This is a genomic window from Sphingomonas sp. 7/4-4, assembly GCF_027941955.1.
Taxonomy (GTDB): Bacteria; Pseudomonadota; Alphaproteobacteria; order Sphingomonadales; family Sphingomonadaceae; genus Sphingomonas.
Map to the genome: position 1 here is coordinate 1,062,246 of NZ_CP115960.1, position 25,471 is coordinate 1,087,716.

Sequence of the window (25,471 nt, forward strand, 5' to 3'; positions counted from 1 at the left end):
CACGGTCACCGATGAAAGTCCCATTCCGGCGAATGGCGATGTCCTCAGGCGGAAATGACGCATTTTTCTGCGAATGGCTTAAACGGGCCGTCGAACGGCACTCGACACCAATCGGCAATTGAGAGAATGCTGGTTCATGGAAAATGCGAATAAAGTGGCGCCGCTCGGCACCAGCAAGGACCGCATATGTCGGGCGACGCTTCGCCTCGGCCTCGTTTACTGGGCGATCGTCTTTATTTCTTCGAGCATTCTTTGGAGTATCGTCGGCACCGACCCAATTAAATCGGCACTCGGCAAACTTGAGGTCTATTCAATTAGCGCCATGATAGGCTTCGGTATTGCCGTTCTGTTGTTCAGATTGCGCAACCTGTCGGTGGTATGGAAGATGGTGCTTTGCTCCGCGCTATCGATCCTGATTGCGCCCGTTTATGCCCTTCTCGACTTTTACGCGTATGTCATTTGCATTTACCCAACACCCTATTCATTGGATTGGGAAGATTTCGGCTACACGATGGTTTACGGAGCCTCCCTATTCTTCGGTTGGTTCTGCATGTTTCTGTGGCTCCTCTACAGTTTCGAGATCCGCGATCACGAACAATTGCTGGCGGCCGCGCGCGAAGAAAGCCTGTCCGCGCAAATGCGGGCCTTGCGCTACCAGATCAATCCGCACTTCCTGTTCAACACGCTCAATTCGATCGCCGGGCTTGTCGAGGAAGGCGCCGCCACCCAGGCCGAACGCATGATATTGGCGCTGTCCGATTTCCTGCGCACCACATTGACGCTCGATCCGCTCCATGACGTCCGGCTGGAAGAGGAGCTTGCGCTTCAGGCGGGCTATCTGGAAATCGAGCGCGAACGCTTCTCGGACCGCATGGACGTGAAGATCAACATAGCCCCCGAGCTGCACGACGCGATGGTGCCGAGCCTGATCCTTCAACCGCTGATCGAGAACGCAGTGAAGCATGGAGTCGGCGGAGCACCGGGTAAAGTCGAGATTGTCATCTCCGCGACTTCCGCGGGACAAAGCCTGAGCCTGTCTGTGGAAAATGATGCGCTTCCGCCCGGGCATCCCCATGCTCCGCGGATCGAGAGCACGGGAATAGGCCTGAAGAACGTCGCCGATCGTATCACGGCGCGCTTCCCGGGCCATGGCTCCTTCACCGCCGCGCATACTGCGCCAGGGCGTTTTCGCGCCTCACTCACCCTGCCGTTGAGGCTCGCATGAGTGAAATATCGATCCTGATCGTTGACGACGAGCCATTGGCGCGGCGGCGTTTGACGCGACAATTGGCCAGAATGGAAGATGTGCGGGTCATCGGCGAAGCGGGCAACGCCGCGGAGGCCCATGATTGCGTCATGAAATTTCGTCCGGATATCATGCTGCTTGATATCCAGATGCCCGGCGAAAGCGGGTTCGACCTGCTTGATCGGCTGAACGGCGCCATGCCCGCCGTGATTTTCGCCACCGCCTTCGATCATCACGCCATTCGCGCCTTCAATGCCAGCGCCGTGGACTATGTCACCAAGCCGATCGAGCCGGTCCGCCTTGAAGCTGCCATTGCCCGGGCACGAACCGCGGTAGCCGCCAGAGCCGGGGAGGAAAAAGTCGCGGAGTTGCACGAAACTGTCGCGGCCTTGCGCAAGGCCCTTCGCGAACATGAAAGCCGGACAATTGAATTCTGGGTAAAATCAAAAGAGGATTATCTTCGCGTCCCTTCCGACCAGATCATCCGGTTTCAGGCCGAGCGCGACTATGTCCGTATCCATAGCGGTGATGAATCCTATCTGCACCATGAGAGCTTGGCCTCGCTGGAACAGCGCCTTGATCCGATGCAGTTCATTCGTATCCATCGTAGTGCGATTGTCCGCCGCGATTGCATCAAGCGCCTGCGGCAGGCGCCGTTCGCCTCGCTGATCGCCGTCCTGACGGATGAGAGCGAAATCCGGGTTGGCCGAACCTACTCCAGCAAAATCCGTGCGTTGATCGCCCAAAAGCACGGCTAGGTGCCATCAGGCCTTTCAGCCGCGCCATACTATAATCTGGTTCTTGGGGCGATCATGACGTGCTGATCGCCTTCCCTGATGCCAGTCCCCGCCTGAGCGGCGATCCGCGCTACGCCATCCGCCCGGCGAACGCAGACGATCCCGCCAAGCGGCAAGGATGGAAGCAATGCTGGACGCATTTCGTACCGGCACCAGCGTCCGGGCGCGATGATCCGAACGGTCAGATCGGCAGTTCGGTGGTCGACTTGATTTCGGACAAGGCGACGGTCGAGTTGATTTCCTGCACGCCCGGCAATTTGCTCAACTGGTCGAAGAAGAAGCGCTCATAGGCTTCGATGTCCTTGGCCACGATGCGCAGCATGAAGTCCATCGAGCCCATCAGCACATAGGCGTCGAGCACTTCGGGAAAAGCGCGGATCGCTTCGCTGAACTCGTCGAGATTGGCCCGGCCGTGTGCATTGAGCTTTACCTGCGCGAATATCTGCGCGTTGAGCCCCACCTTGCGCCGGTCGACCAGCGCGACGCGGCGCCGGATGATGCCGTCGCGTTCGAGGCGATCGATCCGCCGCCAGCAAGGCGATGCGGAAAGGCCTATCCGCTCGGCGAGGCCGGCGGTGGTCAGGCTCGCATCTGCCTGCAGCTCGCGAAGGATTCTACGCTCATACGCGTCCAGATCGGTCATAATATCCCCATATTACATCTTTACGGGTGAATGTAACCGGCTATCGGACATAAATCCGAACACTTAGGTCAGACATTTCCGGTCGATCGCGGCATATTCGCCGGATCGAGGAGATGTCGGATGGTCGAAGGGACGCACGGGACAATGATGGAGCTGGTTCGACTCGACGATCCGCGTTCGGGCTTGTCGGGCGTCATCGCCATTCACTCCACCGCGCTCGGCCCGGGCGCGGGCGGATGTCGGCTGTGGCAGTATCCGGACGAGCCCTCCGTCGTCGCCGATGCGTGCCGACTGGCCGAAGGCATGAGCTACAAGAACGCGCTGGCCGGCCTGCCTTTCGGCGGCGCCAAGGCGGTGCTCCGCATGCCCGAAGGGCCGTTCGACCGCGATGCGCTGTTCCGCGCGTTCGGCCGCGCGGTGCGCGCGCTCGACGGCCGCTATGTCACCGCCGAGGATGTCGGCACGCGGGTGCGCGACATGGAGGTGGTAGCCGAGGAGACGCACCATGTCGCCGGCCGCACCGCGCGAGATGGGCTGGCCGGCGGCGATCCCTCGCCCTGGACCGCACTCGGGGTGTTCGAGGCGATGGCCGTAGCGGCCCGCCATGCGCTCAACGCGGACCTCTCGGAACTGACGGTCGCGGTGCAGGGCACCGGCAATGTCGGCGGGATATTGTGCCGCATGCTCGCGGATGCGGGCGCGCGCATCGTCCTCGCGGACGTGGATCCGGCCCGCCGCGACCGGCTCGCCGCGATCCACGACGCGCAGGTGGTCGATGTCGCCGATATCGTTGCGGCCGAAGCCGATATCTTCGCCCCCTGCGCGCTGGGCGGCGTGCTGGACGCACGCAGCGTCGCCGCGCTGCGCGCGAAACTGGTCTGCGGCGCTGCCAATAATCAGCTTGCCGGACGCGAGGTCGGCGCCATGCTGCGCGATCGCGGCATCACCTATGTGCCCGATTATGTCGCCAATGCCGGTGGCATCATCAACGTCGCGACAGAGTATCTCGGCGAGAGCCCGCTCGACGCAGAGGCGCGCGTCATGGCGATCGGGCCGCGTGTCGCGAAAATCCTCGATCAGGCGAAGCGTGAAGGCCAGCCCCTTCCCTCGTGGCGGATCGCATGGCGCAGGACGCACTCGCGTCTGCCGCGCAACTCGCGGCTTGAGTGACCGCTTCTCTGCGCATCCGCGCGGACGCCGATCCGCAGACACTCCCGCGCATCCTGGGATTGCTGTCGCAGCGCTGGCTGGTGCCGAGCCTGTTCTCGGCGCGGCGTGACGGAGACGTGCTCGACATCCGTTGCAGCGTGCCGGAGCTGGCCGGGCCCGCGGCGGCGGTGGTGGTGGCCAAGCTCGAGCAGATCGTCCTCGTCCACGCAGTGGAGGTTCTGGCCGGAGGCTGATCCGTCGACCAGCTCAGGACGGGTGTTCGGCCGTATGACGGCAGCTATGCGGGCCGTAATTTCGTGATCGGGCTTCGGGCAAACTTCTGAGGATCAATCAGAGATCACAGATACTCCATCAGAAGAATGCCGCTTGATGGACCATGCACGGCACCAAGTCGAAGCTACGCCGAACGCTCAAATGCTCGGCAACCGCTCCAGGAACTTGTCCAGCGTGATCGGATATTCCCGCACCCGGACGCCTGTGGCGTTGTAGACCGCATTTGCCACTGCCGCCGCCACGCCGCAGATGCCGAGCTCGCCCACGCCCTTGGCCTTCATCGGCGACGAGATCGGATCGGTTTCGTCGAGGAAGACCACTTCCTGATGCGGAATGTCGGCATGGACCGGCACTTCATAGCCGGCGAGGTCGTGATTGACGAAGAAGCCGAAGCGCTTGTCGACCGCCAGCTCCTCCATCAGCGCCGCGCCCGCCGCCATCGTCATCGCGCCGATCACCTGGCTGCGCGCCGACTTTGGATTGAGGATCCGGCCGGCGGCGCAGACCGCGAGCATACGGCGGATGCGGATCTCGCCGGTGTAGCTGTGCACCGCGGTCTCGACGAAATGGCCGGCGAAGGTCGATTGCTGGTATTTCTTCGCGAGATCGCCGAACTCGATCGCGTCCTCGACGACGATCTCGCCGGCGGCAGCCGCTTTGGCGAGCGGCGCACTGCGGTTGCCCGAACGGACCTTGCCGCCCGCGAACACCGCGTCTGCCGAGTTGAAGCCGAGCTTCTGCGCCACGGCCTCGCGCAGCTTGACGCACGCGGCATAGACGCCCGCCGTCGAGCTGTTGGCGCCCCATTGTCCGCCCGAGCCGGCCGAGACCGGAAAGCTCGAATCGCCGAGCTTCACATCCACCCGGTCCAGCGGCACGCCCATCATCTCGGCGGCGGTCTGGGCGATGATCGTATAGGTGCCGGTGCCGATATCGGTCATGTCGGTCTCGACCATGATCCGCCCGTCCGGGCCCAGCCGGACACGCGCGGCCGACTTCATGACGAGGTTGTTGCGGAAACCCGCTGCGACGCCCATCCCGACCAACCAATGGCCGTCGCGCACCGCCGCCGGAGTTGCGCTGCGCCGACTCCAGCCGAAGCGCTCGGCGCCGAGGCGCAGGCATTCGATCAGCTGGCGCTGCGAGAACGGGCGCTCCGGCTTCTCGGGATCGACCTGGGTGTCGTTGAGGATGCGGAACTGGACCGGGTCCATCCCCAGTTTCTCGGCCATCTCGTCGATCGCGATCTCGAGCGCCATCAGCCCGGGCGCCTCGCCCGGCGCGCGCATCGCATTGCCTTCGGGCAGGTCGAGCGTCGCCAGTCGCGCAGTGATCAGCCGGTTGGGGCCGGCATAGAGCAGCCGCGTCTGCTGCACGGCATTCTCGATCCCGCCGCCGGGCAAGTCGCCCGACCAGTTCTCGTGGCCGATCGCTATGATCTTGCCGTCGCGCGTCGCGCCGATGCGGATACGCTGGATGGTCGCAGGGCGATGCGTGGTGTTGTTGAACATCAGCGGCCGCGGCAGCGCGACCTTGACCGGGCGTCCCGCCGCCTTTGCGCCCAATGCGGCGAGGATCGCGTCGGCGCGGACGAACAGCTTCCCGCCGAACCCGCCGCCGATATAAGGCGAGATCAGCCGCACCTTCTCACGCGGAATACCCAGCGTCCTGGCGACGTCACCCTGACCCCAGGCGATCATCTGGTTCGCGGTCCACAGCGTCAGCTGGTCGCCTTCCCATGCGGCGATGGTCGCGTGCGGCTCCATCATCGCATGCGCCTGGTCAGGCGTATGATAGGTCGCGTCGATCGTCACCGGCGCGGAGGCGAACGCCGTGGCGAAATCGCCGACCTTGATGTCCGCTTGCTCTCGGGAAGGCTGCGCGCCGTCCTTCGCGGCGGCAAGGTCGAAAGCGCCCTTGGCGCGCACATAATCGACCCGCACCAGCGCCGCGGCCGCGCGCGCCTGTTCGAAGCTCTCCGCGACGACCAGCGCCACCGCCTGATGATAATGCTGGATCTCCGGGCCGCCGAGCAGGTTGGCGGTGTTGAAATTGCCCTTGGTCAACTTGCCGGCATTATCGGCGGTGACGATCGCCAGCACGCCGGGCGCGCCCTTGGCGGCGCTCAGATCGATCGAGGCGATACGGCCCTTGGCGATCGCCGCACCGACGATCGCGCCATAGGCCGCGTTCGGGGCGGGATGCTCATAGGCATAAGGCGCGGTGCCGGTGGTCTTGAAGGGGCCGTCGATCCGGTCGGTCGGCCTGCCGATCACCTTGAGCTGGTCGATCGGATTGGTCCCGGCGGGCGTGTCGAACTTCATGACGATCAGCCCCTCACCTGCGCCAGCACCGCGCCGAGCGTACGCTCGACCAATGTCAGCTTGAATGCATTGTCATGGGTCGGCCTGGCACCGGCCAGCAGCCATTCCGCCACAGCTTTCGCCCCGCGCGGCATTGCCGCCTCGGCCGCCTCGATCCGCCACGGCTTGTGCGCGATGCCGCCCACCGCGACCCGGCCGCTGCCGTCACGCTGGATGATCGCGCCCACCGAGACGAGCGCGAAGGCGTAAGACGCCCGGTCGCGCACCTTGTGATAGATATGCGTGCCGCCAACCGGTGCGGGCAATGTCGCCGCAGTGATCAGCTCGCCGGGCTCGAGCACGGTCTCGATATGCGGCGTGTCACCCGGCAGGCGGTGGAACTCGGCGATCGGGATCGCGCGGGTGGCGCCGTCTGGCTTGACCGTCTCGACCGTCGCATCCAGCGCACGCATCGCGATCGCCATGTCGCTCGGATTCGTCGCGATGCAGGCCTCGCTCGTCCCGATCACGCCGAGCTGGCGGCTGTACCCGCCGATCGCCGCGCAGCCGCTGCCCGGCTTGCGCTTGTTGCACGGCTGGTTGGTGTCGTAGAAATAGGGGCAGCGGGTGCGCTGGAGCAGGTTGCCCGCGGTCGTCGCCTTGTTGCGCAGCTGACCTGACGCGCCTGCGAGCAGCGCGCGCGACAGCAGAGCATAGTCCTTGCGCACCCTTTTGTCGGCGGCGAGATCGGTATTGCGGACCAGCGCGCCGATGCGCAGCCCGCCTTCCGCTGTCGGCTCGATCCGGTCGAGCCCGATGTCGTTGACGTCGATCAGATGCGTCGGCGCCTCGATCTCCAATTTCATCAGGTCGAGCAAATTGGTCCCGCCCGCGATGAACTTCGCGCCCTGGGTACGTGCCGCGGCATTCGCGGCTTCGGCGGGCGTGGCGACACGCTCGTAGCTGAACGGTCTCATGCGCGCCTCCCGGCGACTTCGGTCATCGCGTCGAGGATGTTCGAATAGGCGCCGCAGCGGCAGATATTGCCGCTCATCCGTTCGCGCATCTCGTCGTTGGTCGCGCGCGGACGGGCGTTGAGATCGCGTGTCGCATGGCTGGGAACGCCCTTGCGGATCTCGTCGAGCACCGCGACCGCCGAGCAGATCTGACCCGGCGTGCAATAACCGCACTGATAGCCGTCATGCTTGACGAAGGCCGCCTGCATCGGATGCAGCTTGTCGGGTGTGCCCAGCCCCTCGATCGTGGTGACTGCATCGCCTTCGTGCATCACCGCGAGGCTCAGGCAGGAATTGATCCGGCGGCCGTCGACGATGACGGTGCAGGCACCGCACTGGCCGTGATCGCAGCCCTTCTTGGTACCGGTCAGATGCAGATGCTCGCGCAGTGCGTCGAGCAGCGTGGTGCGGGTGTCGACGTCGAGTGCGCGTTTCTTTCCGTTGACGGTGAGCGCGACCTTCATCGCGGTCGACATGGGCTGGGGTGCAGGTGGTATCTGCGCACGCGCCGGCGGGACGGTAGCGATCGCGATCGAGGCGCCTCCGCTCGCCAGGACGCCGCGCCGCGTGATGCCGAAATCGTCATCCTTCATATCGTCCTGGCTCCCGTTCCGTGGCCAACGTTCGTCACAGCTTCCCGGTTCAACGCCGATGACGATAGTGCGTATCGCTCACCGGCTCCATCCAGATCACATTCCGTTCCTCGCCGCGCTCGGACGCCATTCGGGAAACGAAGATAGTCGATTGCGGCTAATGCGATTAGACAGGCAAAACAGCTTGAGCCTATGACTTGAATTCATGAAACCAGAATGGCGGCACCACGATGCGGCGTGAGGAACTGGGCGCGCTGGCGATGTTCCTCGCGGTCGCCGATGAGCGCAGCTTCACCCGCGCGGCCGCCAGGCTCGGCATCTCGCAATCGGCGCTCAGCCATTCGATGCGGCGGCTGGAGGCGAGGCTGGGTCTCCGCCTGCTCACCCGCACGACTCGCAGCGTCGCCCCAACTGAAGCCGGCGAACGGCTGATCGAGACGCTTCGACCGGCGCTCGACGAGATCGATGTCAAACTCGCCTCGTTGACCGAGCTTCGCGAACGGCCGGCGGGCACCGTGCGAGATCACGGCGTCGCGGCACGCGGTGCGTACTTTGCTCTGGCCGGCCGTCGATCGGCTGACCGCCGAGCATCCGGACATCAACATCGAAGTGAATGTGGAAAACGGCCTTACCGACATCGTCGCCGAACGCTTCGACGCGGGCATTCGCCTGGGCGAACGGCTGGAAAAGGACATGATCGCCGTCCGCATAAGCCCTCCGCTGCGGATGGCTGCGATCGGCGCACCTTCCTATTTCGCAGGGCACGGCATACCCGCGTCGCCGGATGATCTGGCCCGGCACCGATGCATCAACATGCGCTGGGTGAGCGCCGGCGGCCTCTACGCCTGGGAATTCGAAAAGGCCGGGCGTGAACTGAATGTCCGGGTGGACGGGCAACTCGTGTTCAACGACAGCGATTTCATCATCGACGCAGCCGTCGCCGGACACGGCATCGGCTTCGTGATGGCAGACCATGTGTCGCAGCAGCTCGAGGACGGAACGCTTGCCCGTGTGCTGGAAGACTGGTGCGAGCCCTTCGACGGCTATTATCTCTATTACCCCAGCCGCCGTCAGCCTTCGCCTGCCTTCAGCCTTGTTCTCGAAGCGCTGCGGTGGCGGGAATAGATGCAGGGGTCAATCCGGCCAACCCGCAACGTGAGTCCGGTTCTTGCCCGCCGGGGCCGGGCACGGCAGATATGCGGGCAGGCCAACCGAAGGACGCGCCCGTTTCTTCCCAGTCATCCGGACTCGCCCAAGCCTATACGGAAATGCGCAGCGAATTGCTGCGGTTCCTGACTGCGCGGCTTGGCAATGCGGCCGCCGCGGAAGACGTGCTGCAGGATCTCTGGCTTCGGATTCAGACCATCGACACCGGGCCGGTCGCCAATGGCAGGGCTTATCTCTATCGCGCAGCGCAGAATATCGCGCTGGACGCTGTCCGGGCACGGCATCGCAGTTCGGTGCGCGAGCGCCTATGGGCCGCGGCGCATAGCGGTCCCGGGGGCGAGCCGATCGATCCCTCTCCCGGGGCAGAGGCAAGCATGCTGGCGCGAGAGGAAGCCGCCGCGTTGGCCTCTGCGATCGCATCGCTGCCCGATGCGGCCGGGCGGGCCTTCCGTCTGCACAAATTCGAGGGACTGTCGCATGCGGAGGTCGCTGCGCGGCTGGGGATCAGCCGCAGCGGCGTCGAGAAGCATATCGCAGTCGCGATGGCGCACCTGCGACGCGCGATGAAGGACTGAGGTATGCGGGACCGGCGGCGTCTAAAGGGAATGATGGGAGAGCACGACCGCAAGGCCGCGCCGATGGTGACGGCATGAGCGCAGAGATAGACGAAACAGCGGCGCGCTGGCATCTGGCACAGGCGCATGACGATATGGACTGGGGCGCTTTCACCGAGTGGCTGGAGGCCGATCCGCGCCACCGCGAAGCCTATGACGCGATTGCCCTGCTCGATGCACGGATCGACGCCGCACGCCCCCTTCTGTCCCAAATGCTGCCGAGCGAGGCCGCGCCGCTACCGCGCCGGGCTCTTCCTCGCATTGCAATCTGGGGCGCGGTCGCAGCGGTCCTGATCGCCGTGATCGCGATCGGCATCCTGCGATTGCCGACCGGAGGAGCGCCGGAAATCATCGCCTATCACACTCCGGCGGGCCAGCCGCGCGACGTGCAATTGCCCGGCGGCTCGGTCGCCACATTGGCGCCGGGCAGCGTCCTGCGCGTCGCCAACTCACGCGATGTCCCGATGACGCTGGAAGGCAACGCCTTTTTCGATGTGCGCCACGATCCTGCACGCATCCTGGTTGTACGGGTCGGCGGCTATGAGATCCGCGATGTGGGCACCCGATTCGACGTTTCTACGAGTGGCGGCATGGTCCGGGTCGCCGTCGCCGAGGGGCGCGTAGCTGTCCGCTCTCCGGGCGCCGCGGGCGAAGTAGAGGTCGATGCGGGAAAAGCCCTGACTCTGACGGGAACCGGCGCGGGGGAGATGCGCCCGGCGAGCACCCAGTCCATCGGCGCCTGGCGGAAGGGTCCGCTGGTCTATGACGACGTGCCGCTGGCGATGGTCGCAGCGGACATTGCGCGCTTCAGCGGACGGCCGGTGACGATCGATCCCGCCCTCGCCGTCCGCCGCTTTTCCGGCGTGATCGCACGGGGCGATCGCGATGCCATGACAAGCGCGCTTGGCGAAGTGACTGGCCTCAAAGCACGAACGGACGGCGATGCGATACGTCTTGGCGACAGCGCTGGCCGCTAGCGCCGCGCTTTGCTCCCATCCGGCACAGGCCCGCGATCCCAGATATCGGATCGATATCCGCGCGGGCGATGCTGCCGATGCGCTCGCCACATTGTCGGCGCAGACCGGCATCTCAGTCGCCGCCGAGATCCCGCTTCCACGGCGCGCGGTGGGCGCGATACGTGGCGAAATGACCGCGGGCGACGCGCTCGACCGGATGCTTCGTGCGCTTGACCTTCGCGCGGTCCGCGTCGGCCCACGCACCTATCGTATCGTCTCACGCGAACGGGCTGTGGAGAGAGCGGCGGTCGCCGAACCCTCCCCTCTCATAGCCGAGGACATCGTGGTTACCGGACGCAAGCAGTCCGAGATGCTGTCGGCCATGCCGGCACCGGTGGCAGTGTATGTGCCGGAGAGCGAAGGTCGATCCGGAATCGCCACGACGACCCGCGACGTCGCACGCGGAACCGAAGGGCTCATGCTCACCAATAGCGGCTCAGGGAGTGATCGGCCGTTCATTCGCGGCATTGCCGACAGCCCCTTCAACGGGCTGAGCCAGGCGACGGTGAGCATCCAGCTCGACGAGGCGCGCCTGACCTACAACGCGCCCGAGCCGGGCCTGCGCCTGATCGACATCGCGCGCGTGGAAGTCCTGAAGGGGCCGCAAGGACCGCTCTACGGCACCGGCGCGCTCGGCGGCGTCTATCGCATCGTCACCAATCGCCCGGTGCTCGGACTGACCGAGGGGAAGACCAGCCTGGGAGTGTCGTCGGTCACCGGCGGCGGTTTCGGTGCGCAGGCGGAAGGCGTGATCAATCTGCCGCTGATCAGCGACCGTGCGGCTGTGCGGATCGCGGGCTACGCAGCGACGGATCCCGGATGGATCGACAGCCCGAAATTCGGCCGCGACTTGAATCGGTCAAATATTTGGGGCGGACGGGTTGCCGTGCGTGCCGCGCCTTTCGACGGCTGGACCGTAGACCTGAGCGCCCTGACGCAAACGATCGACACCGGGGACAGCCAGTATGTGAACCGCACCGGCACGCGCACGCGCGATGCGCGGATTCGCGAACCCCGCTATGGAAAGATCGAAGTCTTCCAGAATGTGATCGCGGGATCGATAGGCTCGCTTCGGCTGACGATCGCGACCGGCCTGACCAGACAGAAGCTGGCCGAGACCTATGATGCTTCGGCATCGGCGGTGGTGCTCCCACTCCCTTGCCCGGGACCTATTACGATTGGCGGCGCTATCTGGTGCTCGATCAGGAAATCCGCCTCGCCTCGGCACCCGGCAGCAGCTTCACCTGGGTCACCGGTGCTTCGTTCATGCTGGCGAGGACGGATGCGGATGGCCCCTTGTTGTCGGGCAACGGACCGTTGAAGGGAGTCCTGTCGGCGCATCGCCGCATTCTTGAAACCGCCATCTTCGCGGATGGCTCGTTTCCCTTGTCTACCAAGTTGCGGCTCGGCATGGGATTCCGCGGTTTCCATACGGATACCCGGGATGAGCGGTTCGCGCCCGATTCCCAGGAGGCTCTGGCCGAGAGCTCGATTAGCGTCACGCCCAGCGCCTCGCTCTCCTACGAGATCGCGCCGGACCAGCCTGTCTATGTGCGCTTCGGCACTGCCTTCCGGCCCGGTGGCCTTGATCGGAGCGCGCCGGGCGCCCGGCGCTATGTCGCTGACGAAGTACGCAACATCGATCTCGGCGGCCGCGTACGGCTGGGCGGCGGGCGGCTGAGCCTGGACGGTAGCCTGTTCAGGGCGAACTGGAAGGACATCCAGTCCGACTATCTCGGAGCCGACGGCCTGATCGCCACGCACAATGTCGGCCGCGCGTCGATCATCGGCGCGGAGCTGTCGGCGGATTGGCGATTGTCCGGCGCATGGCGGCTGCGCGCGGGCGCGACCTGGCAGCGGCCGCGCCTCACCCATGACATGAGCGGCAACGCACTGCCGCAAAGCGTGCGCCTGCCCGTGGTGCCGGACATATCGGCACGGATCGGCCTCGCGCACGACATCGATCTCGGGGGCTGGCATGTCACGCCGGACCTTTCGGCAAATCTCGTCGGCGCCGCCCGCCTGAGCCTTGATCCCGATCTTGATCGGCGCACGCCCGCCTACGTCGTTGGCCGGTTCGGCACCTCGGCCGCGCGCGACCGGCTGACGCTCTGGATCAAGATCGATAATTTGCTCGACGCGCGCGCCGATACCTTCTCCCTCGGCAACCCCTTCTCGATACGGTCGACCCGCCAATACACGCCGCTCCGCCCGCGCACCGTCTCCCTCTCGGCGTCACGCCGCTTCTAAAATAATCTTGAACGGCCGACTGCGGTTTCGGCGGACGGGCACGTCATAGCGCCGATGACGCCCGAAGAACCCATTGGCCGCCTTTGCCAAGCCCCTGGCGGGTCGTCTTCCCAATCATCCCAGGAGGAACGAATGCGACTATCTGCCGCAGCCCTTGTGCTGTCTGTTATCAGCGTAACGCCCGCCCTTGCGCAGGAAGCGTCCGACCGACCCTTCGAGGGTGCCACCGTCACTGCGATCGCAGGTGCCGACCTCCGGTTCGAGACCCGTTTCGTCTATGGCGGCCAGCTCGGCTATGATTGGCAGCGCGACGGGACCGTCTTCGGCGTGGAAGCGGAAGCCACCGGCGTGGCGGACTCGGAAAGATGCTATGCGCACATCACCTCGCCCACCGCGCCCGACCGCCTCTGCGGCAAGGCAGGCCGCGATCTCTATATCGGCGGGCGGATAGGCCGCGTCGTCGGGGGCAGCAACTTGCTGTACCTGAAGGCGGGTTATGCCAATGTCCGCAGCGATTTTTCCTATCAGGACGGCGGATCGGGCACCAACGACTATAGCGGCTCCGATATTTGGAGCGGCGTCCGCGTCGGCGCCGGCGTCGAAAAGGCCGTCGGCAGGAATGTGCTGCTCAAGGCCGAATATCGTTATTCCGACTATGCGGAAGGCTATAGCCGGCACCAGGCCATGGCGGGCATCGGCCTGCGTTTCTGAACAAGTTGGAACTGCCTGAGCTCGTGCCACTGCCCCATCGTTGGAAAGGAAGCCTGCATGATGAAGACGACATTGCTGCTGTTGGCTTTTGGCATGTTTGTCGGCACCGGCAAGGGAACGATTAGTGGCGCCGGCGCTCGCATTGCGCCGGCGCAGAATGCCTGCCTGATCGAAGGTGAGGTCTACAGCGAGCCCATTCGGGACTGCACCGAGACCAGCCTTGCGGTTCCACCGGCAGAATATGCCTCTCAATGCACGTCCAATGCGAGCGGGCCGCTCAGGGCGACGGTTCTCAAGGCCTGCCCGGCAAAGGCGCAGGCCATGTGCGTCAATGCGTATGGCGTCCCCAACAAGGCATATTATTGCCTTCGCAGCCCCCAGTCGTTGGCCGACACCAGGAAGAGCTGCATCGCGATGAAGGGGAAATGGGTGGAACGCCCGAACTGATTGTCGGCAGCGCCCGGCCCGACCGGACGACGTAGGGCTTGCTTATTCCGGTGACGCGGGCCTTCTCTGAAGGGCGCGTCTCGATCCTCACGCCCGCGGACCGGGGTACCCGCGAGAAATGAAGCCGGGGTCCTTCGTTCAGGTCCACGCAATGAAGTCGTGGGTCATAGGCAGCGTGGAAGCTTCGTCGGCGCGGCTCGACGAGCTCGACCCCTTTGTGCGCTGCCATGCCGCCGCGCGCCGAAGCTGTCGAATGCAACGGATACAACATCATGCGATTGCCCGGATTCCTTTCTCGTACCTCCTGGGATCTCGCGATCGACCTGGGCACCGTGAACACCGTCGTTTACCTGCGCGGTTCCGGCATCGTGCTCAACGAGCCGTCGGTCGTGGCGATGGAAACGGTCGGCGGGGTTTCCCGCGTGCGGGCGATCGGAGCCGAGGCGAAGCTGATGCTGGGCAAGACGCCGGATAATGTTCGCACCATCCGCCCCATGCGCGACGGAGTCATCGCCGACATCGAAGTGGCCGAGCAGATGATCAAGCACTTCATCAACAAGGCGCGCGGCGGATCGGGCCTTCTCCGGTCCAGGCCCAGGATCGTGATCAGCATCCCGAGCAGTGCGACTCCGGTCGAGCGCCGGGCGATCCAGCAAGCGGCAACCAATGCAGGCGCGGGCAAGGTGTTCCTGATCGAGGAATCGATGGCCGCCGCGATCGGTGCCGGACTGCCGGTCACGGAGCCGCGCGGCGTCATGGTCGTGGACATCGGCGGCGGCACGACGGAGGTCGCGATCCTGTCGCTTCGCGGGCTGACCTACAGCAATTCGGTTCGTGTCGGCGGCGACAGGATGGACGAGGCGATCGCATCGGGCATCCGGCGCAAGCATAATCTGATGGTGGGAGAAGTAACCGCCGAGCGCATCAAGATCGACATCGGGACGGCGCAGATCGCCCAGGGGCCGGGCGCCGTCAGGACGGTCCGGGGCCGCGATCTGGTGCGGGGGTGCCGGCGGAAGTCGAGGTCAGCCAGGCCGAGATCGTTCATTTCCTCTCCGACCTGACTTCGCAGGTCGTGGAGGCAGTGCTCTCCGCTTTGGAGAAGGCCGAGCCCGAGCTGGCTTCGGATATCTACGATGAAGGGATCGTGATGACCGGCGGCGGCAGCCTGTTGGCACAGCTCGACGCCGTGCTTGCCAGTGCAACCGGCCTTCCGGTCAGAGTCGCGGACGATGCCTTGATGTGCGTCGCGATGGGTGCCGGGCGGGCGCTCGAAGATCCGGTATATCTCGGGGTGATGTCCGAGGTCTGATCGCACCTGCGGTCTGGAAAGGACTGTTCGCAGGTAGCGCGGCCGGTGATGGGTGGACATCCCTCGCCGGCCGCACCGCCATGGCCTCAGAACTCCGCGTTGAGGCCGATGAAGAAGGTCCGTCCCGCCACATCGTACACGCCCGGATAGGTGTTGCCGTTGCCGAAGCTGTAGAGCAGCCCCTGGGCGACCGCCGGCGGATCCTTGTCGAGCAGGTTGTTCACCCCAAGGCGAAACGCAATGTTCTGCTGGACCTTCGCCGAGAGCGCGAGATCGAAATAGCTGTACGCCGGCAGGCTGGCGTTGAGCGTGTAGGCTGGCCCCGTGAGGAACGGATCGTCGGTGTTGTTGGTCAGCTTGGTCGGCCCGATATAGCGCCAGTTGAGCGAGACCGAGGCGATGTCGGCCTTGTCCGACCAGCTCAGCCGCGCCTGGTGCCGCCATTCGGGGCTCGGCTGGCCGCAAGTCGGCCCGAACAGCCCGACGCAATCATAGCTGCCTAGGCCCGGCAACGGCTCGGTGCGGAGCTCCTTGAGCCAGGTGCCGATGAACGAGAGGCTGAACCCGCCCACTCCGGTGTCGACCGCGTAGTTCGCGCCGATGTCGAAGCCCGAGGTCTTGAGCGAACCCGTATTCTGCGTGGTCGAGATCACATAGCCCTGTTCGCCGAACAGCACGCCGGTGCGCGGGTCGCGGTGGAACAGCGAGCAGAAGAACGGATCGCCGGTGGCGATGCACTGGCTGATCGTCAGCGATGCCGGGATCGACGAGATATAGTCGCGCACCTTGATGTTGAAATAGTCGATCGACAGCGAGAAGCGCTTGAGGAAGCGCGGCGCGAGCACGACGCCCGCGGTATAGGTGTCGGCCTGTTCGGGCCGCAGCGCGGGATTGCCGCCGCCCTGCGCGACGCAAACCTCGCTCGGGCATTCGATGATGTGCCCATATTGCGCCGCGGAGACGCCCGTCGCCGCGCACTGCGCCGCAGTGGCGCTGGGCGACGCCCCCGAGCACGGATCCTGCGCCGAGATGTTGCCCAGCCCCTGCGCCGCGAACAGTTCCGAAATATTGGGTGCGCGGATCGCGCGGTTGTAGCCGGCGCGGAAGCGGATGTCGCGGATCGGCGCCCAGGCGATCTCGCCCTTGTAGGTCGATATGCCTTCGTCGCGGGTGCTGTACTTCGAATAGCGATAGCCGCCGGTCAGCGTCAGCTCCTCCGCAAAGGGCCGGTTCTCGAATATGGGCAGGCGGACTTCGGTGAAGAACTCGGTGACATTGAACGCACCCCGAGCCTCGAGCGTGCCCTTCTGTTGCGCGAGCGCGTCGGCGTGGAAGACCAGGCTTTCGCGGCGATGCTCGACGCCGAGCACTATTCCCAGGCCTTGATCGGCCCAGGGGCTCTGCACGCCATAACTGGTCAGGTCGGCAGTGACCGTGCCGCTGAGCACCGTCTCCTTGTCCATCCCGCGGGTGAAGGTCGGCGAATAGATGTAATCGAGCGATTCGGCCGAGAGCCCGGCATATTGGAAGACGTTGAGCGGCACGCAGGCAGGGTCGCTGCCGTCGACCACCGACGCGCAGGTCGGCACGCCGTTGACGTTGACCACGTTCAGGCCGCGATTGGCGCGGACCGGATCGATGTCGTTCTGGTAGTTCTCGTTGAACAGCACGCGCGAGAACAGGCCGTTGACGTCATAGCTGATGCCGGGCGCGATCTCGCCGCGAACGCCGCCGGTGACGCGGAAGTCGGTGTGGCGCAGGTCGTCGCGTCGCGGCCGGGCCGGCGCCTCCACCGGGCGATAGCCGATGAACAGGTCCTGCGTCGCCGCCGTGCCGTACGCCGGACCGCACAACAATTGCCCCTGCTGCACGCTTATCAGGGGATTGTTGCAATTGACCGTGTAGGTCGTGCCCTGGAACAGTGCGGAGGGCGCGACCTGCGAATTGGTGCGGTCGTCCATGAACATGAAGCTGGCGTAGAATTCGGCCGCGGGATCGGCTTCGAACCGTGCAAAGGTGCCGGCGGTGTAGCGCTTGTCGTTGCGCTGGAAATAGTTGAGCGGCGCATAATTATAGCGAAAGCTGCTGTTGTACGGCACCCAGGTCTTGGCGCCGTCGCGGGTGTTGTTGAAGGCGACGCCGGCATTGGGCCCGGTCAGCGGCTGAAACAGCCCGAATTCGTTGTTCGACGAGCCGCCGCAGGTGAATTCGGTGTTGTTGTTGGTCGGGTCGAGCGCGCAGGCGGAGACGTCGCGGTTGGCCTGGGTGATCGGTTGCACCTCGCGATAGCCGAAATAGGCCATGATGTTGCCGCGCCCGTCCGCGAAGTTCTTGCCGACCGCGATATTGGCGTCGAAGCGCTGTCCGTCGATCGGCGAGGACAAGGCGTTCTGATAGCCACTGGCGGAGATCAGGGCGCGGCGTGCCTGATCGTCGTTATGATGATTGGAGAAGCCGTATTGGACGTCGGCGAGCACGCCGTTCAGGTCCTTGCGCAGAATGAAGTTCACCACGCCCGAGATCGCGTCCGAGCCATAGACCGCCGAGGCGCCACCGGTGACCACGTCGACGCGGTCGACCAGGAACGAAGGCAGGAAGTTCACGTCGGTCGCCTGGATCGGCAGCAGGCGCTGCCCGTTGACCAGGACCAGGTTCCGGTTGCTGCCGAGATTGCGCAGATTGACTCGCGCCGTGCCGTCGGACCCGTTGGAGACGTTCTCGTTGGCGTCCGCGGTGACCTGCGGTAGCCGGTTGAGCACATTCTCGATGTTCGTCGCGCCCTGGAGGCGGATTTCGTCCGAGTCGACCGTGGTGACGGGACTGGTGCTGATCAGGCCCGGTTGCTGGATCCGGGTGCCGGTGACCGTGATTTCGGTCTGGGATGCTTCCTGAGGGGATGCGCCCTCGGCGACGCTCTGGGCCGCCGCTGACGAACTATAGGCGACCAGGGCTGCCACGGCGGTACCGACCAGCAATGCACGATGCTTCCGCATATCTCGTCCCCTTCATCATATATCTGATATCGTGTACGGTATACAATGTCAGCGATCGATACGCTTTGCAACGGGATTGTAACGAGCCAGACACAGCTCACCGTCGCCCGGCATCGTCCTGCGGAGCGGCGATCCATCTCCTTTGGAGCGCGCAGAGCGCACATCCGCGCCCTCCAATTGACCCCGGCCTTCGACACTTCGCCTGTCTCGCTCAGCCGTCGAACGACTGTTTCAGTCTCTTGACAGCGGCAAACTCGGTCATATGGTATACATTATATAGTATAGCCGAGAACGGCAGAGGGGAGAAACGAGATGAAGATTCGGGTCGGAATGAATTTTCGCGGCGTCGCGCGGGCCTTGGCATTGGCCACGGTCTCGGCAGGCGCATTAATCGCGACACAGGCGATGGCACAGGAGGCTCAAGCGCAGGACGAGGCCGAGACGGCAGAACCTTCGCAGGACCAGATCCTCGTGGTCGGCATCCGCGGCAGCGTCGACTCGGCGAACGAGAAGAAGCGCAACGCCAAGCAGATCGTCGACTCGGTCGTTTCCGAGGACGTCGGCAAATTGCCCGACAACAACGTCCCCGAAGCCCTGGCACGCGTGGCCGGCGTGCAGATCGATCGAGCGCATGGCGAGGGCCAGGCCGTCACGATCCGTGGTCTCGGCGACGTCCAGACCACGATCAACGGCAACGAGGCCGGCGCCGCCGGTTCGCGCGCGCTCAATCTTGCCGACATTCCCGCGGAGCTGCTCAAGTCGGTCGAGGTCTACAAGACCCGTAGCGCCGATCAGGTCGAGGGCGGCATCGCCGGCACAGTCAATGTCGAGCTGCGCCGCCCGCTCGATCTGCGAAAGGGCCTGACGGTCGCCGGCAGCTTCCGTGAGACCTTCTCGGATCTCGGCGATACCAAGAGCCCATATGCCAGCCTGCTGCTCGCCGAGCGTTTCGACACGCCGATCGGCGAGATGGGCTTCCTGCTCAACGGCTCCTACACCAAGAACAACTATTTCGAGAATTACGTCGTCAGCGAATCGCCGCAGCAGATCGGCTTCTTTGTCGGCAGTCCCGCGAACCTGACGCTGCCCGTAGCATTGCGGGAAACGCTCATTCCCTATGCCATCAATTACGGCGTGGAATCGGGATCGATCAAGCGCCCGTCGCTCAATGCCTCCTGGCAATGGCGCGCAAACGAGCATCTCGATTTCGTGATCGAAGGTTCCTATCTCGGGGTGCGCTCGGACGACGAGCGCAACAATCTCCGCATCCAGACCAACAACGATCAGGGCTCGTTCAGCAATGCTGTCGTAAATCCCGACGGGACAATCCGCTCGGTGACGATCACCAATACCGGCGCTCAGGGCGTCCCGGGTGGTCCGCTAAACATCTACCAGAAGACCAAGAGCGACACCTACAACACCAATTTCGAGACGCATTGGAACTCGGACAAGGTGCAGATCAATTTCGGCACCCAGTATAACTGGTCCGGCATGAGCCAGTATTTCGTCCAGAGTCAGAACCGCTTTAGCGGCGGCACCGTGGCGAATGTCGATTTCAATTCGCCCAATGTTCCCGGCGGCGGCCCCTTCGTCACCTTCCCCGGCGTCGACATGGGCAATCCTGCCAGCCACAAACTTTACCAGATCCACGATCAGCGCGGCACCAACAACGATACCTTGTTCGCATCGAACCTCGATTTCACGGTCCAGACCAGCGCCACGGGCCTGCTGCGCTCGGCGCAGTTCGGTGCGCGTTTCACCAAGCACACGATGGCGCGTGATTACGGCTATCGCGATGCCTTCTACTTCACGACGGCGACCGCACCGACGATGAACGCCGTGAGCGCCGCCACCGGCATCAGCGTCGCTTCGACGACCCCCGACATCGAGGGCGCGCCGACCTGGTATCATCTCGACGGTGCCAGCCTGTACGACAATTTCACCGCCATGCGGAATTACATCATCGGCAACGGCGCCGATCTCACCGGCCGCGACTGGACCCTGGCCCAGCCCGCGACTACCGATCCCGGCGAGAGTTTCAAGGAGCATGAGCGCACCTTCGCCGCCTATGGCCAGCTCAACTACGGCTTCAACGCGTCCTTCCCGGTCGATGGCACGATCGGCCTGCGCTACGCCAACACCTGGGGCACGGCGGTAAGCTCGCGCTACCAATGGAAGGCATTCCTGCCCAACGGCACGCCCGATTATGCCCAGGGCGTCGCTTTCATGCCGACCGGCAGCAAGGCCAATTATGTCGACCTGTTGCCCAGCGCGACGGCGATCCTGCATTTCACCCCGAAGGTGCAGTTGCGCCTTTCCTACACGCACAACGTCCAGCGCCCGCAATTCTATGACATGCGCTCGGCTCTGAACATCCTCGATGCCGCGACGCAGGGACGGGTCTATGCGGGCAACCCGGATCTCAAGGCGATCCAGGAAAACAATTACGATGCCTCGCTCGAATATTATTGGGGCAAGGGCGGAATGGTCTCGCTGGGCACGTTCCTGAAGAACCAGACCGGCTTCATCTTCTACACCGAGCAGCGTGAGGCGGTTCCGGGACTGGCGCCCAACCCGCTTGCCGCCGACGGCCTGTATATTGTCGGCAAGCCGCGTAACGCGGGCCCGGGCAAGATCTTCGGCTTCGAAGGACAGGTGAATACGTTCTTCGACTTCCTGCCCGGCTTTGCCAAGCATTTCGGCATCAATGCGAACTTCACCTACATCCCGGAAGCGTCGCTCCATCTCGCTTATGGGGATGACGATCTGAACGTGCAGGGGCTGTATGATGCGCCCTACACGTCCAAATATACCGGCAACGTGGCGCTCCTCTACGATACGCCGATGTTCAGCGCCCGCGTCGCCTATAATTATCGCTCGAAGTACAAGACCTATATCGATTATGTGAACCCGGGCTATTCGATCTACACCAAGGCGACTTCCCGCCTCGATGCTGCAGTCAACTTCACGCCGTTCAAGTTCCTGACGTTGAGCGTCGAAGGCACCAATTTGCTGCACGACAACGCCGACTCCTATTTCGGTGCCTATGACGCGCTTCCGGTGGGTGTCCGGGTCCAGGCGCGAACGATCCAGACCAGCGCCCGCTTCCGTTTCTAGAGGGCTCCCCGCTCCTCACACTTTTGACGGGTCGCGGCATATGCCGCGGCCCTTTTTTAGGGAAGGGTCTCGTGCTACGGGTCGTCGTCGTGCGCGACTGAGCGTCGAGGGGCGTCGCAGCCCCTTCCTTCACTTGCCCTCGACGCGCAGCATCACCGCGCCGTGCGCCGGTACATCGAACGTCAGGGCATCGGCCGCCACCGGCTTTCCGCGCCACAAATCGCGCGCGGCGGTGATCGATTCGAAACCCGCATCCGCGGCACGCGCGTCCATCCTGGCCGCGGCGTCGCCCCGGTTGAACAGTGCCAGCGCGACCGATCCGTCGCCCAGCGGTTTGGCCCAGATCTCGAGCGTGCCGTCCTTGCGCACCGCCTTGCCCTGCACGCCCCTTTCGTCCTGATCGACGGCGATCACTTCGCGGTTCTCTAGCAATGCCAGCATCTCGGGCGGCGTCTGGCGCAAGTCATGCCCCATCAGCAGCGGGGCGGCCGAGATCGCCCAGAGCGTCATGTGCGTGGTGTATTCGTCCAGCGACATGCCGCCATTGCCCACTTCGAGCATGTCGGGATCGTTGAAGCCGTTCGGACCGGTGTGCTCGGGCTTGCCGTTCTTGTCGAAGCCGATGCGCGCCATGGTCGCATAATCGTCGGTGATGTCGCCGGTGGTGCGCCACAGATGCCCGCCGACTTGCTGTCCCCAGGCGCCGACGTCGAACCGGCCATATTCGCACAACGAATAGACGATCGGCCGGCCCGTCGCCTTCAGCGCCGCGCCCATCTCGGCATAGCTGCGCTTCACCGTGTCGGCATCGGCGTAGAAATACTCGCCCGAGCACAAATCGTATTTGAGATAGTCGATGCCCCAGTTGGCAAAGGTCTGCGCGTCCTGCCGGACATGGCCGTAGCTCCCTTCGAACCCGGCGCAGGTGCGCGGCCCCTGCGAGCTGTAGATGCCGAGCTTGAGCCCCTTCGAATGGACATAGTCCGCCAGCTTTTTCATGTCGGGGAAGTTGGCGTTGGGGCGGATGCGGCCATCGGCGCCGCGCGTGCCCTGCCAGCCGTCATCGATGTTGACATAGGCATAGCCGGCGTCGCGCAAGCCGGTGGAGACCATCGCATCGGCCATCGCGCGGATCGTCTTGTCGTCGATCTTCTCCGCAAACTTGTTCCAGCTGCTCCATCCCATCGGGGGCCTGGGCGCGAGTGATGCCTGCTCCACCACCGCCCAGTCGGGAAGCGTCTGGAAGCGGAAGGCACGCACTTCGGCATCTTTCACCGTGCCGCGGCGGCCCGCCGCGTCGATTTTGGAGAACCACATTTGCCCCACGAGCTGCACGCCCTTCGGCGTCTGCTTCACGGTCCAGCTGCGCGTGGGATGCTCGCGGTCGTTGAGATTGCGCACGTCGAAGGTGAGCACGCCCTTGTCGAGCCGCGCATTCCGCATCGTCACCGGGCCGTACCATTTGGTGGTCACTGCGCCGGTGATGCGGTCGCCGTCGCTGGCGACCTGCAGCATGGTGACGCCCGGATTGGGCCCGGCGTGGTCGAACAGCCAGACGCCGTCGAAGCGCGTCTGGGCAAACGCCGCCCCGGACGTGAGCGATGTCGTGAAGGCAAGCGCGGTCAGCAGGTGTCGCACAGGGCTACTCCTTGTCGGTAAGCGGTAATGAAAGTCCGAAACTCAGATCAGGCGGGCAGCGCCTGCCGCTTCACTTCGCTGTGCCGCCAGCCATAAGCGAAATAGACGGCCAGCCCGATCAGGTTCCAGACGATGAAGCGCAGGATCGTCGCCGAGGGCAGGCTGAACAGCAGATAGAGGCAGCCGAGGATCGCCAGCGTGCCGACCACATAGGGTGCTGGGCAGCGGAACAGCCGCGGCGCATCCGGCGCGCGCCGGCGCAGCACCATCAGGCAGGCGCCGACCGCAATGAACGCCAGCAACGTCCCGGCATTGGCGAGCTCGGCGATCTCGTCGAGGCGAAAGAAGCCCGCGACTGCCGCGATCACGACGCCCGTGATCAGCGTGATCCGTGTCGGCGCGCCGGTGCGCGGAGAAACCTTGGCAAGGCTGCGCGGCAGCAGCCCATCGCGCGCCATCACGAAGAAGATCCGGCTCTGGCCGTACATCATCACGAGGATCACCGACGGGAGCGCGATCACCGCGGCGAGCGCGATCAGATGGCCGGCGACCGGCTGGCCGAGCGACCGCAGCACTAGAGCCAGCGGTTCGGCCGAATTGGCGAGCTGCTGATAAGGCAACGCACCGACCGCGGCGACCGCGACGAGCATGTAGATGATCGTGCAGACCAGCATCGAACCGACGATGCCGATGGTCAGGTCACGGCCGGGGCGCTTGGCCTCCTCGGCCGACGTGGCGACCGCATCGAACCCGTAGAATGCGAAGAACACGATCGCCGCCGCGGCCATCACCCCGCGCTTTTCGCCGCCGACTTCGGTCGAGCCGAAGCCATAGGGCATGAACGGCTCGAGATTATGGCCGTCGAACGCAGGCAGCGCGAAGGCGACGAACACGCCGAGCGCGACGAGCTTGATGATGACGAGGACGATGTTGAGCGTAGCACTCTCGCGGGTGCCGGCGACGAGCATCCCCATCACGCCCAATGCGACGACCACAGCGGGCAGGTTGATGATGCCGCCCGCATGCGGCCCGGCGAGAAGCTCGGGAGGCAGATGCACCCCGGCGGCGTGCAGCCAGCCGACCAGGTAGCCCGACCAGCCGACCGCCACGGTCGAGCACGCCAGTGAATATTCGAGCACCAGGCTCCAGCCGACGACCCAGGCGACCTTCTCGCCGAGCGCGGCATAGCTGAAGGTATAGGCGCTGCCCGCGGCGGGGATCATCGTCGCCAGTTCGGCATAGGCAAGCGCGGCGCAGGCGCAGACCGCGCCGGCAATGGCAAAGGCGAGGATCACCGCCGGCCCGGCGCGCTCGGCGCCGACGCCGGTGAGGGTATAGATGCCGGTGCCGACGATCGCGCCCACGCCGAGCGCGATCAGATGGGGCCAGCTGAGCGTCTTGGCGAGTGCATGGCCCTCCGCGTGCTTCGTTACTGAATCGAGCGACTTGCGCGGACCAAACATGCAGCTTTTCCCCTGATTCTCTGTCGTCTAGGTCGTCGAACCGAATTGCTGGCGCAGGTCGTCGAGCGTGCCCTGGATGTGGCCCGTGAGCAGCGTCGTCAGCTTGGCGCCGTCGCGTGCGAGCCAGGCGTCGAGCAAGTCCTGATGCTCGGTATGCGCCCGCGATTCGCGGCCCGCGGGCTGCAGATGCGCAACGACGTAGCGTTCGGCGAGGATCGACAGCCGCTCCACCAATTGGGTGGTCAGCAGCCGGCCGCCGGGGCGCACCAATGCGGTGTGGAAATGGCGATTGCGCACCGCGACTTCGGCGAGGTTGCTGGCGGCCGCACCATCGAGCTCGCGAAAGGCCTCGACCGCTATGTCCCGATCTTTGTCGGTTGCCCGTTCGGCGGCATAGACCGCGGCAGGCGGTTCGATCGCGAGGCGGAGCACATAGATCTCGTCGACCTGCAGCGCGGACATCGGCTGGACGAAATAGCCGCGATTTGCGTGGCTGGTCAGCAGCCCTTCCTGCTCGAGTCGAGCCAGTGCCTCACGCAGCGGGATCTTGCTGACGCCCAGTTCGGTAGCCAGGGCATCCTGGCGGATCGGCAAATTGTCCGGCAATTGTCCGATCACGATCTGCTCGCGCACGATCTCGAAGACACGATCGGCAAGCGTACGTACGACGATGCTCATGACCGTCTCTCCTTGCAGTGGGAG

General features: G+C 64.5%; 18 protein-coding genes and 3 pseudogenes. 13 read left to right on the top strand and 8 right to left on the bottom strand.

Annotated elements, in window-relative coordinates; all coding sequences use genetic code 11:
* Nucleotides 1-136 precede the first annotated feature (136 nt).
* Together PIB19_RS05445 and PIB19_RS05450 are read left to right on the top strand one after the other, a co-directional pair.
* The gene (locus PIB19_RS05445; RefSeq protein WP_271239986.1) at nt 137-1,225 is read left to right on the top strand and encodes a sensor histidine kinase; all 1,089 of its coding nucleotides are present in this window, start codon (nt 137-139) and stop codon (nt 1,223-1,225) included.
* Nucleotides 1,222-2,004, top strand: coding sequence for a LytR/AlgR family response regulator transcription factor (locus PIB19_RS05450; RefSeq protein ID WP_271239987.1), 783 nt, complete (start codon nt 1,222-1,224; stop codon nt 2,002-2,004). The genes PIB19_RS05445 and PIB19_RS05450 overlap by 4 nt, the downstream gene beginning before the upstream one ends.
* 220 nt (nt 2,005-2,224) lie before the next feature.
* Here PIB19_RS05450 and PIB19_RS05455 read toward each other — a convergent pair whose 3' ends face one another.
* Nucleotides 2,225-2,686, bottom strand: coding sequence for an Lrp/AsnC family transcriptional regulator (locus tag PIB19_RS05455; protein ID WP_271239988.1), 462 nt, complete (start codon nt 2,684-2,686; stop codon nt 2,225-2,227).
* A gap of 120 nt (nt 2,687-2,806) precedes the next feature.
* On the opposite strand from PIB19_RS05455, the pseudogene PIB19_RS05460 reads away from it, so the two are divergent.
* Both PIB19_RS05460 and PIB19_RS05465 read left to right on the top strand, forming a co-directional pair.
* Nucleotides 2,807-3,852: pseudogene (locus tag PIB19_RS05460) on the top strand (Leu/Phe/Val dehydrogenase).
* Nucleotides 3,853-4,089, top strand: a complete 237-nt coding sequence (locus tag PIB19_RS05465; protein WP_271239989.1) for a hypothetical protein — start codon at nt 3,853-3,855, stop codon at nt 4,087-4,089.
* Between the two features lie 177 nt (nt 4,090-4,266).
* Here the strand turns inward: PIB19_RS05465 and paoC are convergent, their stop codons facing one another.
* From paoC to paoA, 3 genes are read right to left on the bottom strand one after another with little or no spacing between them, the layout of a single operon-like run.
* Nucleotides 4,267-6,453: an aldehyde oxidoreductase molybdenum-binding subunit PaoC gene (gene paoC / locus PIB19_RS05470; RefSeq protein ID WP_271239990.1), complete on the bottom strand. Its 2,187-nt coding sequence runs from the start codon at nt 6,451-6,453 to the stop codon at nt 4,267-4,269.
* A gap of 5 nt (nt 6,454-6,458) precedes the next feature.
* A complete protein-coding gene (locus tag PIB19_RS05475; RefSeq protein ID WP_271239991.1) occupies nt 6,459-7,409 on the bottom strand; it encodes an FAD binding domain-containing protein in 951 nt (316 codons plus the stop codon).
* Nucleotides 7,406-8,041, bottom strand: a complete 636-nt coding sequence (gene paoA, locus PIB19_RS05480) for an aldehyde dehydrogenase iron-sulfur subunit PaoA (RefSeq protein WP_271239992.1) — start codon at nt 8,039-8,041, stop codon at nt 7,406-7,408. Before paoA ends, PIB19_RS05475 begins: the two co-directional genes overlap by 4 nt.
* 230 nt (nt 8,042-8,271) lie before the next feature.
* Here paoA and PIB19_RS05485 point away from each other — a divergent pair.
* The 8 genes and pseudogenes from PIB19_RS05485 (at nt 8,272) to PIB19_RS05520 (ending at nt 15,558) form a co-directional block, all read left to right on the top strand.
* Nucleotides 8,272-9,166 (top strand): annotated as a pseudogene (locus tag PIB19_RS05485) (LysR family transcriptional regulator).
* 143 nt (nt 9,167-9,309) lie between these two features.
* Nucleotides 9,310-9,783 carry a sigma-70 family RNA polymerase sigma factor gene (locus PIB19_RS05490; protein WP_271239993.1) on the top strand — a complete coding sequence of 158 codons (474 nt, stop codon included), beginning with the start codon at nt 9,310-9,312 and terminating at the stop codon, nt 9,781-9,783.
* A 74-nt stretch (nt 9,784-9,857) separates the two neighbouring features.
* Nucleotides 9,858-10,799 carry a FecR family protein gene (locus PIB19_RS05495; RefSeq protein WP_271239994.1) on the top strand — a complete coding sequence of 314 codons (942 nt, stop codon included), beginning with the start codon at nt 9,858-9,860 and terminating at the stop codon, nt 10,797-10,799.
* Entirely contained in the window at nt 10,765-12,159 is a 1,395-nt protein-coding gene (locus PIB19_RS05500) for a TonB-dependent receptor plug domain-containing protein (protein WP_271239995.1), read from the top strand. The genes PIB19_RS05495 and PIB19_RS05500 overlap by 35 nt, the downstream gene beginning before the upstream one ends.
* Nucleotides 12,048-13,088, top strand: a complete 1,041-nt coding sequence (locus PIB19_RS05505; RefSeq protein ID WP_271240919.1) for a TonB-dependent receptor domain-containing protein — start codon at nt 12,048-12,050, stop codon at nt 13,086-13,088. Before PIB19_RS05500 ends, PIB19_RS05505 begins: the two co-directional genes overlap by 112 nt.
* A gap of 156 nt (nt 13,089-13,244) precedes the next feature.
* Nucleotides 13,245-13,799 (top strand): outer membrane protein, encoded by a 555-nt coding sequence (locus tag PIB19_RS05510; protein WP_271239996.1) that lies wholly within the window; start codon nt 13,245-13,247, stop codon nt 13,797-13,799.
* A 57-nt stretch (nt 13,800-13,856) separates the two neighbouring features.
* Nucleotides 13,857-14,246, top strand: a complete 390-nt coding sequence (locus PIB19_RS05515; protein WP_271239997.1) for a hypothetical protein — start codon at nt 13,857-13,859, stop codon at nt 14,244-14,246.
* Nucleotides 14,247-14,518: 272 nt separating this feature from the next.
* Nucleotides 14,519-15,558: pseudogene (locus PIB19_RS05520) on the top strand (rod shape-determining protein).
* 86 nt (nt 15,559-15,644) lie between these two features.
* Here the strand turns inward: PIB19_RS05520 and PIB19_RS05525 are convergent.
* On the bottom strand, nt 15,645-18,551 hold the full coding sequence (locus PIB19_RS05525; protein ID WP_271239998.1) for a TonB-dependent receptor domain-containing protein: 2,907 nt from the start codon (nt 18,549-18,551) through the stop codon (nt 15,645-15,647).
* 312 nt (nt 18,552-18,863) lie between these two features.
* Here PIB19_RS05525 and PIB19_RS05530 point away from each other — a divergent pair, with 312 nt between their 5' ends.
* Nucleotides 18,864-21,668 carry a TonB-dependent receptor gene (locus tag PIB19_RS05530; protein WP_271239999.1) on the top strand — a complete coding sequence of 935 codons (2,805 nt, stop codon included), beginning with the start codon at nt 18,864-18,866 and terminating at the stop codon, nt 21,666-21,668.
* 129 nt (nt 21,669-21,797) lie between these two features.
* Here the strand turns inward: PIB19_RS05530 and PIB19_RS05535 are convergent, their stop codons facing one another.
* Genes PIB19_RS05535 through PIB19_RS05545 form a run of 3 tightly spaced genes read right to left on the bottom strand, consistent with a single transcriptional unit; the run spans nt 21,798 to nt 25,447 of the window.
* The gene (locus tag PIB19_RS05535) at nt 21,798-23,306 is read right to left on the bottom strand and encodes a glycoside hydrolase family 27 protein (protein ID WP_271240000.1); all 1,509 of its coding nucleotides are present in this window, start codon (nt 23,304-23,306) and stop codon (nt 21,798-21,800) included.
* 47 nt (nt 23,307-23,353) lie between these two features.
* Complete coding sequence (locus PIB19_RS05540; RefSeq protein WP_271240001.1) at nt 23,354-24,769, bottom strand: amino acid permease; 1,416 nt, start codon at nt 24,767-24,769, stop codon at nt 23,354-23,356.
* A gap of 27 nt (nt 24,770-24,796) precedes the next feature.
* Complete coding sequence (locus PIB19_RS05545; RefSeq protein WP_271240002.1) at nt 24,797-25,447, bottom strand: GntR family transcriptional regulator; 651 nt, start codon at nt 25,445-25,447, stop codon at nt 24,797-24,799.
* Nucleotides 25,448-25,471 lie beyond the last annotated feature (24 nt).